The 12,895-nt window shown below is 69.8% G+C and carries 8 protein-coding genes; 3 read left to right on the top strand and 5 right to left on the bottom strand.

Annotated elements, in window-relative coordinates; genetic code table 11:
* Positions 1-89 precede the first annotated feature (89 nt).
* Positions 90-1,046 (bottom strand): hypothetical protein, encoded by a 957-nt coding sequence (locus OG905_RS35720; protein WP_328680941.1) that lies wholly within the window; start codon positions 1,044-1,046, stop codon positions 90-92.
* Between the two features lie 417 nt (positions 1,047-1,463).
* Between OG905_RS35720 and OG905_RS35715 the strand changes: the two genes are divergently transcribed.
* The gene (locus tag OG905_RS35715; protein ID WP_328680940.1) at positions 1,464-4,748 is read left to right on the top strand and encodes a GH92 family glycosyl hydrolase; all 3,285 of its coding nucleotides are present in this window, start codon (positions 1,464-1,466) and stop codon (positions 4,746-4,748) included.
* Positions 4,749-4,798: 50 nt separating this feature from the next.
* On the opposite strand, the gene OG905_RS35710 is transcribed toward OG905_RS35715, so the two are convergent.
* Positions 4,799-5,620, bottom strand: a complete 822-nt coding sequence (locus OG905_RS35710; protein ID WP_328680937.1) for an alpha/beta fold hydrolase — start codon at positions 5,618-5,620, stop codon at positions 4,799-4,801.
* A complete protein-coding gene (locus tag OG905_RS35705; protein ID WP_328680936.1) occupies positions 5,617-5,790 on the bottom strand; it encodes a hypothetical protein in 174 nt (57 codons plus the stop codon). The genes OG905_RS35710 and OG905_RS35705 overlap by 4 nt, the downstream gene beginning before the upstream one ends.
* A gap of 195 nt (positions 5,791-5,985) precedes the next feature.
* Here OG905_RS35705 and OG905_RS35700 point away from each other — a divergent pair, with 195 nt between their 5' ends.
* Together OG905_RS35700 and OG905_RS35695 are read left to right on the top strand one after the other, a co-directional pair.
* A complete protein-coding gene (locus tag OG905_RS35700) occupies positions 5,986-7,026 on the top strand; it encodes a permease (RefSeq protein WP_328680934.1) in 1,041 nt (346 codons plus the stop codon).
* Positions 7,023-7,793: a TIGR03943 family putative permease subunit gene (locus OG905_RS35695; protein WP_328680932.1), complete on the top strand. Its 771-nt coding sequence runs from the start codon at positions 7,023-7,025 to the stop codon at positions 7,791-7,793. Before OG905_RS35700 ends, OG905_RS35695 begins: the two co-directional genes overlap by 4 nt.
* A gap of 9 nt (positions 7,794-7,802) precedes the next feature.
* Here the strand turns inward: OG905_RS35695 and OG905_RS35690 are convergent, their stop codons facing one another.
* Positions 7,803-10,832, bottom strand: coding sequence for an alpha-mannosidase (locus tag OG905_RS35690; protein WP_328680931.1), 3,030 nt, complete (start codon positions 10,830-10,832; stop codon positions 7,803-7,805).
* Positions 10,833-10,862: 30 nt separating this feature from the next.
* A complete protein-coding gene (locus tag OG905_RS35685; protein ID WP_328680929.1) occupies positions 10,863-12,881 on the bottom strand; it encodes an endo-beta-N-acetylglucosaminidase in 2,019 nt (672 codons plus the stop codon).
* Positions 12,882-12,895: the final 14 nt, after the last annotated feature.

Raw genomic sequence — 12,895 nt, 5'->3', positions numbered from 1 at the left:
AGACGTACGCTCGGACACAATCGCAGCCTTTCTCATTGGGGGTGAGAGAACTGGTCGGCTTCATTGAGGGAACATCTCGTGCAGCAATGTCATGCCGCACTGGGAATGGGGAGCCCGCAGGAGCGTCTCGCTCTGGTCAACTGGTCCGCCGGGGCACCGAAAGCACTCCACGGCATACGTGAGGCATAGGGCCCCATCGCCGTGAGCACCTCCCGAGCCTCGAATTCGCGCTTCGCCATGAAGAGCGCGTGGGCCAGATACGAGAGGTCGAGTACGGGAGTGAACCGGTAGTCGGCCACCTGGGGGAACCAGTTGTTGTAACTGCCCCTCGCAGCGGCCAGCCACTGCGGCTGTTCCCAGGTGCGGTCGGCCAGCAGGGCCGAGGCGTCGTAGTCCTCGACGAGGGCGACCAGCGGCAACAGCCTCAACGCGGAGGAGGCGGGGGCCCGGTGACTGAGGAAGGAGGCGACGTCCCAGCGCGCACTCGCCGTCCCGCCGTGGCGGGTGAAGAAGAAGGCAAGAAATCGGTGGTGCGCCTCGCGGTGCCAGGGGTCGAGCCGGAGGATGTGGGCGAACAGCTGCCAGGGTCCCGGCGGCGCGGTCAGCAAGCCGTTGGGGGCCGGGTCCCGGGGGCGCTTGAGGCGGGACAGGGCCAGTTGGACCACCCATGGAGTGGGGTCCTGCGGCAGCATCTGCGCCGCCCGTTCGCTTGCCGCCTGCGCTATCCCCACGAGCGTTCCCGCCCGGCGGTCATGGGCATCGGCCATCCGTAAGGCCCGGAGCATGGCCACGCGCGCCCACAGCAGTGCCGACTCCGGGCCCGGCTCCTCGTCCAGCCACCGCTCGGCAAGATCGGAGTCCGCCGCCTCGGACGCCAGCACCAGGGAGCGATGGGCCCGCACTTCGAAATCGTGGCGCGCGTCCAGGAGGGCTTCGTGCGCGCTCAGGTACCGGCCGGCCTTCACATCGATACAGGCCTGAGCCAGCTGGCGGTCATCGGCAGCCGGATGCCAGACATACTGCCCCTCGAACGAGCCAGCAGCCATGAACCCCTCCCCGCTCCTGCAGACGACACCACCCATGCACAGATTCCGGCCACGCAGAATTAAGCCGGATCCCTTCCATTGATCCACGGCAGCGAGCACACCCTACTCACCAACAAGTCATATCGAAAACAGCAGTCCGGTTGATCCCACCGTCAACTCATTCAGGATTGCACTAACCGGACCGTAGCCTTTTCCGCACCCCCAACTCGCGGGACATCCGTATGGCATATGCGCTTCTCCGTGAGATCTCCGGGGCGGAATCCGGTGCCCCGCCTGATGCCCCGTAGCGCCCGTAGCGCCCGTAGCGCCACCGTATGGCCGGGCGACCGTGCCGTGGACGGCCGTTGACAGGTTTGCGCGGCCGTGACATCTTTCCCGAGCCCGAATCAGACAACGTTGTCAACAAGGGGTGGCCCTATGCGACGGTCAGTCGGCCGGATCCGAAACTGCGTGACCAGCCTGGCCGTTGGCGCCCTGCTGACCGGCGCTCTCAGCGGGCCGGCCGCCGTCAGTGCCGCCGCCGCACCGGTGGCCGACCCGACGAGTCTGGTCAACCCCTTCGTCGGCACCCAGAACTTCGGCAACACCTTCCCCGGAGCGAGCGCGCCCTTCGGGATGGTCCAGGTCAGCCCGGACACCGGCGGCCAGGGCGGCTACGACTACCAGCAGAACAGGATCCATGGCTTCAGCCAGACCCATCTGTCCGGCGTGGGCTGCTCCGTCGCGGGCGAGCTCCCGATCATGCCGACCACCGGTGCGGTCGACCGCGTGAACCCGGATGACTACCGCTCGGAGTACTCCCACGACGACGAGCAGGCCGAGCCCGGCTACTACCGCGTGAAGCTGAAGACATACGGCATCGACACCGAGCTCACAGCAACGCAGCGCACCGGCTGGCAGCGCTACACCTTCCCTTCGACCGGCGCCGCCAACGTCCTGTTCAACACCGGCAGGGCCAACCAGAAGGTGTACGACTCCGAAGTGCATGTCGTCGGAGACCGCACTGTCGAGGGCCGGGTGCACGCGGGCAACTTCTGCGCGGGCAAGGACGACCACACCGTCTACTTCACCGCCACCTTCGACCGGCCCTTCAAGACCCAGGGCACTTGGCGCGGCTCGACCCCGGAGCCGGGCAGCCGGGACGCCGCGGGCGAAGGCGGCAACGGCGCGTGGGTGAGCTTCGACGCGAGCACCGACAAGGACGTCGTGGTGAAGGTCGGCCTCTCGTACACCGGCCTCGAAGGCGCCCGCAGGAATCTGACCGCGGAGACGAAGGACTCGTACGACTTCGACGCCACCCGCGCCGCCCTGCACCGCAGCTGGCAGGAGCAGCTCGGCTCGATCCGTATCGGCGGCGGTTCGCACGAGAGGCAGAGCGCCTTCTACACCGCGCTCTACCACGCACAACTGCACCCCAACCTGGCGGGCGACGTGGACGGCCGCTACACCGGCTTCGACCGCAAAGCCCATACGGCGAACGGCCATACGCCCTACCAGAACCTCTCGTTGTGGGACACCTACCGCCCGCAGAACCAGCTGCTTGAACTCCTTCAGCCCGGTGTCGCCCGCGATGTGGCGCTCTCCGTGGTCGCCATCGGCAAGGACGGCGGCTGGCTGCCGCGCTGGGCGCTCGCCAACAGCGAGACCAACATCATGACCGGTGACCCGGTGACCCCGTTCCTCGTCGAGGCCTGGTCGAAGGGCCTGCTCGCCGGGCACGAGCAAGAGGCGTACGCGCTGCTGAAGCAGAACGCCACGAGCACGCCGCCCGCCGAATCCCCGTACAACGGCCGCTCGGGCGTGGGCTTCTACCGCGAGCGCGGCTACATCCCCTCGGGTCTCGCCCTCGGCAAGGACTGCGCCGACAAGGGCGGCGACAACGACTGCAACCACCCCGCGTCGGCCACCCTGGAGTACGCGGCAGCCGATGCCTCGCTGGCCCTGATGGCCGGTGGGCTCGGCCACCGGGCCGACGCCAAGGCGTTCGCCGCACGCGGCCGGTGGTACCGCAACCTGTGGGACTCCTCGATCGGACAGTTCCGCCCCCGTACGACGCAGGGGACGTGGGTGACGCCGTACGACCCGGTCGAGGCGGGCCATCAGTTCCACGAGGGCGGCGCCCACCAGTACCAGTGGCTGGTGCCCCAGGATCCGGCCGGGCTTGTCGCGCTGATGGGCGGCAGGAAGGCCGCCGAGAAGCGGCTCGACGCCTTCTTCGTCCACGACAAACTGCTCACCGACCCGGCCGGTACCGCGCGCAACGACTGGATCTCCCAGCCCTACGACTACTACGGCAAGCCCACCTACAACCCCAACAACGAACCCGATCTGCACGCCCCGTACATGTATCTGTGGGCGGGTGCACCCGCGAAGACCGCGACCGTCACGCGCGCGGCGATGACGCTCTTCACCAACGGCCCGGACGGCATGACCGGCAACGACGATCTGGGCACGATGTCGGCCTGGTACGTCTTCTCGTCGCTGGGTCTCTATCCGACGATGAGCGGCGCCGACTTCCTGGCGCTGTCCAGCCCGCAGTTCGAGTCGGCGACGGTCAGGATCGGACAGTACGGCCACAAGCAGGGCGGCACGCTGGAGATCAGTGCTCCCGGGGCGAGCGACGACCGGCGCTATGTGCAGAGCGTGGCCCTGAACGGCGAGGACGTAGCCACCACCTGGCTGGACTGGGACGCGATCGCGCGCGGCGGGCGGCTGGCCCACCGGCTCGGAACCCGGCCGTCGGCGTGGGGCACCGGCAAGAACGCCGAGCCTCCGTCCGTGGGCGCGGCGGCCGCAGCCGACAGCCGCCGGCATGTCGACGCCTCGCTGCGCACCGCATCGGACGCCGTGCCGGCGGGCGACGGCGCACAGACCGCCCACCTCTCGCTGGACGTACTGGCCCAGTCGCCGGGAGATGTACGCGTGTCCCTCGCTGCCAAGGCCCCCGCGGGCTGGGCCGTGGAAACATCCTCGCCCCTCACTCTCGCCTCCCGCCGTCTGCCGGTGCAGACGACGGTCCCGCTCGCGGTGACGGTGCCGCCGGGCACCGCGGTCGGCTCGTATCCGGTGCAGATCACGGTCACGGCGCAGGGCATCGCGCCCGTCGTCCGTACGGCCACCGTGGATGTGCGGACCGCGGCGAGCTGTGCGGGAGCCGGGACCGGGCAGTGTGCGGTGGACCTGGGCGGCGCCATGAACCACGACGGTACGGCGACGAAGGAGCAGCCGGGCCAGGGCAACTTCGACGGCCTTGGCTGGAGTTACGACGGCGACCTGCTGCCGAAGGCCGGTCCGGTCGTCTGGAACGGCGTGACGTACAACGCGCCCGATGCGTCGGGGACGGCCGGGAACTTCGTCGAGGCCCGCGGCCAGGCGCTGCTTCTTCCCACGGGGGCACGCTCCTCGCTGCGTCTGGTCGCCGCCGCGCACAACGGTCCGGTCGCGACGACGCTCACCGTCCGCTACACGGACGGAAGCAGTGCGGATGTGCCGGTCACCGTGGGCGACTGGGCCGGTTCCACACCGTCCGGCAGCACGGTCGTGCTCGACATGCCGCACCGCATCAAGGACGGACAGGGCGTGGACGGCCCCCCGGTGCGGCTGTTCGGCGGCACGGTCACGCTCGACGGGACAAAGACACTGCGCTCGGTGACGCTGCCGGACGACCCTCGGGTCGAGGTGTACGCGATCACGCTGGCGTGAGCCACATCTGCACATCACCCGTGGCCGACTGCGCCCTGCCGCTGGAGCCGTCAGCCCCTGATGAAGTCGAGCAGATCGGCGTTGAAGGCCTGCTCGTAGTCGCCGGTCAGACCGTGCGGTGCGCCGGGGTAGACCTTGAGCGTCGCGTCCTTTACCAGCTGGACGGACTTGTGGGCGGCCGCGACGATGGGCACGATCTGGTCGTCGTCGCCGTGGGCGACGAGGGTGGGGACGTCGATCCGCTTCAGGTCCTCGGTGAAGTCGGTCTCCGAGAACTGGGCGATGCAGTCGTACGCGGCCTTCAGACCGCACTGCATGCTCTGCAGCCAGAACGCGTCCCGGGTGCCCTGGGAGACGGACGAGCCGGGCCGGTTCGCCCCGTAGAAGCTCTCGCTGAGGTCCTTGTAGAACTGCGACCGGTCGCGCTCGACGCCCGCCCGGATGCCGTCGAAGACGTCGATGGGCAGGCCTTCCGGATTGGCGTCGGTCTTCAGCATCTGCGGCGGTACGGCGCCGAGGAGTACGGCCTTGGCCACGCGGGCCGTGCCGTGCCTGCCGATGTAGCGGGCCACTTCGCCGCCGCCGGTCGAGTGCCCGACCAGGATGACCTCGTTGAGATGGAGCGACTCGATCAGCTGGGCGAGATCATCGGCGTAGGTGTCCATGTCATTGCCCTGCCATGGCTGGCCGGAGCGGCCGTGGCCCCGCCGGTCGTGGGCGACGGCACGGAAGCCGTTCTCGGCGACCAGCCGCAACTGCCCTTCCCAGGCGTCGGCGTTGAGCGGCCAGCCGTGGCTGAACACGACGGGCTGCCCGCTGCCCCAGTCCTTGTAGTAGATCTCGGTGCCGTCGGTGGTCGTGAAACTGCTCATGAGCTGCTGTCCTCTCGGTCGGACGAAGCGACGTACGCAGGTGAGAGCGGTGTTGGCGACCTGGCCTCCGTCCACGGGTCGAGGTTGGCGGCGGCGCCCTGGCAGAGCGGCGCGCTCGGCGCGGGCACCGCGAACTTCTCGTACAGCTCCTTCGCCTCATCCTCGCTCACAGCGCCGGCGAACGCGTACCGGAACGGCTCGTAGGTCAGCGGCACCGCCTGTCGGAGAAGTCCGGCACAGGGGAAGCTCCGCGGTTCGGAGCCGGAGATCACCTGGTATCGGTCACATGTTCGCGTTTCAACGTATGCAGGGCGCACCGATCTCCTGGTTATCGTGATGCCCTGTCACGGACAACCGGAGCAGATGTGCCCAATACGGAAGAACTGGCGGAGCGGCCGCTGAGCGGGCAGGCCGTCGAGCCCATCCCCCAGACCGCGCCTGACCGCCTCGTGCCCTCTGTTGTCGTCGCCGGAGCGGTCTCGCTGTTTCTCCTCGTCGCGCTCGGCCGACTGCTCGGCGCCGACCAGTGGCTCACCCATCCCAGTTTCCGGGCCTGGCAGACGATCTGCGTGGCCATCGCCGTACAGGCACTGCCGTTCCTCCTGCTGGGCACGCTGATCTCCGGCGCCGTCAACGCCTTCGTCCCCGCTCACGCCTTCAGACGGATCCTGCCGCGCAACCCCGCGCTGGCGGTGCCGGTGGCGAGCGCCGCGGGCGTCGTACTGCCCGGCTGCGAGTGCGCGTCGGTGCCGGTTGCGGGCAGCCTGATCCGGCGCGGTGTCACTCCGGCCGCCGCATTCGCGTTCCTCCTCTCCGCACCCGCGGTCAACCCGGTCGTGCTCGCGGCGACGGCGGTGGCCTTCCCCGGCAGTCCTCAGATGGTCGTCGCGCGGCTGATCGCCTCGCTGGCCACGTCCGCAGCCATGGGCTGGCTGTGGCTCAGGCTCGGCCGCTCCGAGTGGCTGCGGATGCCGTCCCGGCACACCGGGCACCAGAGCGGCCACGGCCGCTGGGACGAGTTCCGCCTGGGCTTCCAGCACGACTTCCTGCACGCCGGAGGGTTCCTGGTGTTCGGCGCCATGGCGGCCGCCACCTTCAATGTCACCGTGCCGCGCTCGGTGCTCGAGACCTTCTCCGGCTCGGCCTGGATGTCGGTGCTCTTCCTCGCGGGCCTGGCCGTCGTCCTGGCGGTCTGCTCGGAGGCGGACGCCTTTGTGGCCGCCTCGCTGACCGGCTTCTCCCCCACGGCACGGCTGGCGTTCATGGTTGTCGGCCCGATGGTCGACCTCAAACTGATCGCCCTGCAGGTGGGGACCTTCGGCCGGGCCTTCGCCGTACGGTTCTCGACGGCCACGGCCATCACCGCTGTCGTGTGCAGCGCACTGACCGGGTGGTGGCTGCTGTGAAGCGCACCCTCCAGGCAGGGCTGCTCCTGCTCACCGGGGCCGGGGTCCTGCGGGTCTCCCTGTTCAGCGACATCGTCCTGCGGTATGTCAAGGCGGGCCTGCAGCCGTACGTGATCGCCTCGGGCGTCTGCCTGATGGCGCTGGGCCTGACCGGCGCGGCGCGCGACAGACCCGGACGGGACGGACCCGCTGAGGACGGACCCGGACATGAGCACGAGCAGGAGCACGTTCCGGAGCACGAGCACGGACATGATCACTCGCACGGTCCCCGCATCGCGTGGCTGCTGCTCCTGCCCGCGCTCGCCCTCCTGTTCCACGCGCCCCCCGCACTCGGCTCGTACACAGCCGCCCGCGACAACGCCAAGGTCGTCGAGGACTACGACCGCTTCGACCCGCTGCCGGCGCACGGCCCCGCGCCTCTCTCGCTGACGGAGTTCATCGCCCGGGCGCAGCAGGACGACCACCAGGCCCTCAAGGACCGCACCGTGGTCCTGTCGGGCTTCGTCACACCGGGCAAGAACGGCACCTGGGATCTGACCCGGCTGCTGGTGGCCTGCTGCGCCGCCGACTCCCAGTCCCTGACGGTCACGATGCACGGCGTGACGGCGCCGCCCGCCGACACCTGGGCAAAGGTCACCGGCACCTGGCATCACGAGGGCACCCTGGGAACGCCCTCTGCCGCCCTCGCCCTCGACGTGACCTCCCTCCAGAGGATCCCGCAGCCTCCCAGCCCCTACCGGGACCGGGCCCCCGCCATCGATTCCTGAGCCGCGCGATCAGGCCCGCGACCGCGCCAGGCGCAGCGTGACCAGCTCGAAGGGCCGCAGGCTCAGCTTCACCGCGCCGTCGGCCAGTTCGGGCGTCGGCGCGTCGGCGAGGGGCCTCTCCAGCAGGTCGGTCGCCACTGCCGCCGCCACCTCGAAGCCGGGGGTGAGGCGGGCCCGTGCCCGGCCGCCGTGGGACTCGTAGAGCCGTACGACGACATCGCCACTGGCGTCGTCCGCCAGCTTCACCGCAGAGACGACCACCGCGTCGTTGTCGACCGTCACCAGCGGCGCCACCTCCGCGCCTCCGGCCACCCGTCGTTCGGGCAGATTGATCCGGAAGCCTTCGCGGACCGCGTCACCGATCGCCGCACCGGGCACCAGGGCATGGCGGAAGCGGTGCACACCCTGGTCGGTCTCGGGGTCCGGGAAGCGCGGGGCCCGCAGCAGCGAGACCCGGAGCGTGGTCGTCGTACCGGAGTCGGCGGCACGCACCGTACGGGTCATGTCATGGCCGTACGTCGAGTCGTTGACGAGTGCGACGCCCCAGCCGGGCTCCTCGATATGGACGAAGCGGTGGTTGCAGGCCTCGAACTTGGCGGCCTCCCAGCTGGTGTTGGTGTGGGTGGCCCGGTGGAAGTGGCCGAACTGGGTCTCCGACGCGTAGCGCTCGGCGTGGACGTCCAGCGGGAAGGACGCCTTGAGGAACTTCTCGGTCTCGTGCCAGTCGACCTCGGTGTCGATGTCGAGCCGCTTGGTTCCGGCGGCCAGGGTCAGCAACTGGGTGACCTTCGAGTCGCCGAAGCTGCGGACGACGCGCACCCCGGCGGAGGCCTCGCCCGCGACAGGCGTGACCTCATCGGCCCGAGTCAGGTCGGTGACGGTGTTGCGGTAGAACTCATCCACGTCCCAGGCGTCCCACATATTGGGGAAGTCGGGGTGGATCTGGAGCAGATTCGCCGCCTGGCCGGGGGCGACCGTCTCGCGCTCCGCTGCGATGTCGTACGCCGACACGATCAGGCCGCGTCCGTCGATCTCCACCTGGAGCAGGCCGTTGTCGAGGATGAAGCCGCCGCCCTCGCGCGGGATCAGCCGGGCCGGGTCGCCGCCGGTGGCGACGGCCGCGCCTCCGGCCGGAACGCCGTGCCGCTGGTGGGGCGCGGCGTTGAAGGCAAGCGTGCTGGAGCCGTCACCGGCGAGCGCGCGCTGCGCCGCGTCGATGATCCCGTCCAGTTCGCCGGCGAGTGCCACATACGTCTTCTCCGCCTCGCGGTGCACCCAGGCGATCGAGGAGCCGGGCAAGATGTCGTGGAACTGGTGCAGCAGTACCGTCTTCCAGATCCGGTCCAACTGCTCGTAGGGATAAGGGAATCCGGTGCGTACGGCGGCGGTCGCGGCCCACAGCTCGGCCTCGCGCAGCAGCGACTCGCTCCTGCGGTTTCCCTGCTTGGTCTTTGCCTGGCTGGTGAGCGTCGCCCGGTGCAGCTCCAGATAGAGCTCGCCCACCCACACCGGTGGATTGAGGTATTCGGCCTCGGCCTTGGAGAAGAAGTCGGCGGGCGTCTCCCACCGGACGGTCGCGGAGCCTTCGAGGCTGCGCATCCTGGCCGCCTTGGCGACCATCTCCCGGGTGGTGCCGCCGCCTCCGTCACCCCAGCCGGTGGGCGCGAGCGAGTGTGTGGCGACGCCCTTGTCCTTGAAGTTCTTTTCCGCGTGGGCGATCTCGCTGCCCCTCATCGAGCAGTTGTAGGTGTCGACGGGCGGGAAGTGGGTGAAGATCCGGGTGCCGTCGATGCCTTCCCACTGGAAGGTGTGGTGCGGAAACTTGTTCGTCTGCGACCAGGAGATCTTCTGGGTCAGCAGCCACTTGGAGCCCGCCGCTTTGATGATCTGCGGAAGACCGGCCGCGAAGCCGAAGGTGTCGGGCAGCCATGCCTCGTCGTTCTCGATGCCGAACTCGTCGAGGAAGAAGCGCTTGCCGTGCACGAACTGCCGGGCCATCGCCTCCGAGCCCGGCATATTGGTGTCGGACTCGACCCACATGCCGCCGGCCGGCACGAACCGTCCCTCTGCCACGGCCTCTTTGACCTTGGCGTAGACCTCGGGGCGGTGCTCCTTGATCCAGGCGAACTGCTGCGCCTGCGACATGGTGTAGATGAAGTCCGGCTCGTCCTCCAGCAGGGCCGTCATGTTCGCTGTCGTACGGGCGACTTTGCGCACGGTCTCGCGCAGCGGCCACAGCCACGCGGTGTCGATATGGGCGTGGCCGACCGCGCTGATCCGGTGCGCCGAGGGCGCGGCCGGGGTGGACAGGACCTCTTCGAGGCGTGAACGGGCGGCGGCAGCACTGCCATTGACGTCCTGGAGGTCGATCGCGTCGAGGGCGTGCCCGACGGCACGCAGGATGTCCCAGCGGCGGGCGCCCTCCACGGGAAGCTCGTGCATCAGCTCGCCCAGCACCTCCAGGTCGAGCACCAGCTGCCACACCGTCTCGTCGAAGACGGCGAGATCCATACGCGCCAGCGTGTACTGCGGTTCGGTGCCCGCCGTCTCCTTGTCACCGAGCCGCGTCGGCCGGAAGGGGCGGTAGTCGAGGATGACGGGATTGGATGCTGCCTCGATGTGCAGCCGTACCGCCTCGCCGCCCTCGACGGGCGAACCGATGCGCACCCACTGGTTGCGCGGGTTGAGCCCCTTCACCGGGGTGCCGTCGGGGCGGTAGACCAGGCCCTCGCACTGGAAGCCGGGCATGTTCTCGTCGAAGCCCAGGTCGAGGATCGCCTCCACCGTCCTGCCCGCCCATTCGGCGGGCACGGTCCCGGTGACGGTGAACCAGCTGGTGCCCCAGGGAGCGCCCCACATGTCGCCGACCGCGATCGGCCCCGGCGAGGCGGCGAGCCCTTCGGCGACCGGGACGGGCTCCCCCGGCGCGTTCCAGACGGCCACCTGGAGGGGTACGGACTCGGGGTACACGGCGGGTCGGATGCGCTCGTCGAGTACGCGCTTGAGGCGGGCTTCGACGAGGCTGCGGTCGTCATGCATGCGGGGCTGCTCCGAGGGTTGCGGTGGTGGTTACCAGGGGTGGACTGCGGTCGCGGGGGTCGATGTGATGTAGAGCTCCCCGACCGCGCGCAGTTCGAACCGCGCGGACCGCTCACCCTGCTCGGGTGTGAGCCCGGGTACGAAGAAGGCTCGCTGACAGGTCGCGCCGAGGAAGCGGCGCGTCCCGTCGTGCAGGACACGGTGCAGTGCGTAGTGCCGCACCGCACCGGGGGCTGTCTGCCACACGAAGCGCAGATCGCCGCCTGTCGCGGACGCGATCCGCAGCCCGGACGGCGCGGCGGGGCTCTGGGCGGCCTTGTCGCGGACGGCCAGGGCGCCCAGCCGCCATGCCACGGGTCCGCCGCTCGCGGTGAGGCGGACACCGAGGGCGCGGACGGTCCCGGACAGACCGGTCAGCCGCACGGTCGTGGTGGTCCAGTCGCTGCCCGGGCCGAGGGTGCCCACGGCGCGATAGGTGTACGGATGGGGCTTGCCCGGCCCGGACGGCTCGGCCACGGCGACCGCGAGCTCGACGGTGCCCCGGCCGGTGTCGGCGCGGTGGGTGAGCTCGATGACCGTGTCCGTGGTGAGCGGCAGCCGGGTCGCGTACAGGTCCACCGTGGCGGGCGCGCCCAGCGGGACGTGGACGAGGAGGCTGCTGCCGCCGTGCCAGGCGTCGGCGAAGTCATAGGCGACCGAGGGGCGTTGGCCGTTCGTGCGCACGACCCACTGGCGGGAGGGGAGGCGGTCCTGGACACCGAGGTGGTTCCACGGGGCCTCCGACGTCACCTTGCCGCCCTCGTACCAGCGCAGTCCGTGGCCGGTGTTGAACACGGTGGCGAAGGGCACGCCGTCCACGGTCGAGCGGTCGGCGACGGCCGAGGCCGGAGCCCGCCAGGCGTCCCCGGGTGTGGGCTTGGACGGGTCGAGCGACTGCCCGCTCCAGAACCGGTCGTCGGCGGCGTGGAACTGAGCAGGGGTGCGGCCTGTGGGCAGGTGATTGCGGGTCCACTCGGGCCGGTAGAAGCCCAGCGAGACGACGTCGGCCGATTTCTCGGGGATGATGGCGTCCCAGTCGACGGACCGGTTCCAGCCGTTTGCCTCGACGTCGACACCGGCCCACAACTCATAGCGGCTGCGGCCCAGTTGCTGGGCACTCTGCCCCGAGGAGGCGAGCGAGGACCGCGACCAGCGGAAGTCGACGAACATGGAGTCTGCGGCCTGGAAGAACGGCTTGTTGCGGTCGTTCAGCGCGCCCTGCCAGCTCACCGAGCCGTTCACGGTCATCGAGTCGTACCAGCAGACGCGCAGGCCCTTCGGCGTTCCCAGACTCCTCAGTTCCTTCACGAAGCCGATCATGTCGGCCGCGAGTGCGCTGTTGCCGCCGCCGGTCTCGGCGTTGATGAACCAGCCGTCGAAGCCGTAGGCCGTGGCCAGAGCCACGAGCCTCTCGGCGAGCGGGAATCTGCCGAAGGAGTCCTTCTGGACGAGATCCCGGGTCCAGCGCAGATCACCGCCGTAGGCGACGGGCGGCAGGAAGACATTGCCGAGGACCGGCACGCCGTGGCGGTGCGCGGCGTCCACGATCGGGGCGTTGGGCGCGAGGATCAGCCCCTCCCCCGACGAGCCGCCCCAGAAGACCAGCTCGTCGAGGTACGACCAGTGGGTCAGGGCGTAGTAGTCGGCGGTGGCAGCGCCCTGGGAGGGGTTGCTCGACGTGGGCCCGAAGGACACGAGCGACTGAATGCGGGCCTGCCCATCGCGTGCGGTGGCATTGACGGGCATCGGCGTGAACCGCTTGGCCAGCGGCACCGCCGCCTTGTTGAAGGCGAGGTCGGCGTCGTCCTCGGCGCGCCATGCCTTCAGGCTGCGCCAGGTGATGCCCTGTCCCGGCGTGCCGGAGGGGAACGTGTCGGGGTACCAGTAGCCGGCGTACGGCGCGCTGACGGCCTTCGTCGCGGCGGACGCGGCGCCCGGCAGGAGAGCCGGAACCAGGGCCGCCGCCGCGGATGCGGTGAGGAAGGCGCGTCGGCTGGGGTGGGGGGTCATGATGCGCTCCGTTT

It is taken from the genome of Streptomyces sp. NBC_00322 (assembly GCF_036147535.1).
Classification (GTDB): Bacteria; Actinomycetota; Actinomycetes; order Streptomycetales; family Streptomycetaceae; genus Streptomyces.
Note: the sequence above shows the minus strand (reverse complement) of the source record. Positions and strands in the feature narration are given on the sequence as shown.

Coding starts and splice junctions, on each gene's coding strand:
- OG905_RS35720 (WP_328680941.1), bottom strand. CDS start 1,046: ATGGCTGCTGGCTCGTTCGAGGGGCAGTATGTCTGGCATCCGGCTGCC.
- OG905_RS35715 (WP_328680940.1), top strand. CDS start 1,464: ATGCGACGGTCAGTCGGCCGGATCCGAAACTGCGTGACCAGCCTGGCC.
- OG905_RS35710 (WP_328680937.1), bottom strand. CDS start 5,620: ATGAGCAGTTTCACGACCACCGACGGCACCGAGATCTACTACAAGGAC.
- OG905_RS35690 (WP_328680931.1), bottom strand. CDS start 10,832: ATGCATGACGACCGCAGCCTCGTCGAAGCCCGCCTCAAGCGCGTACTC.
- OG905_RS35685 (WP_328680929.1), bottom strand. CDS start 12,881: ATGACCCCCCACCCCAGCCGACGCGCCTTCCTCACCGCATCCGCGGCG.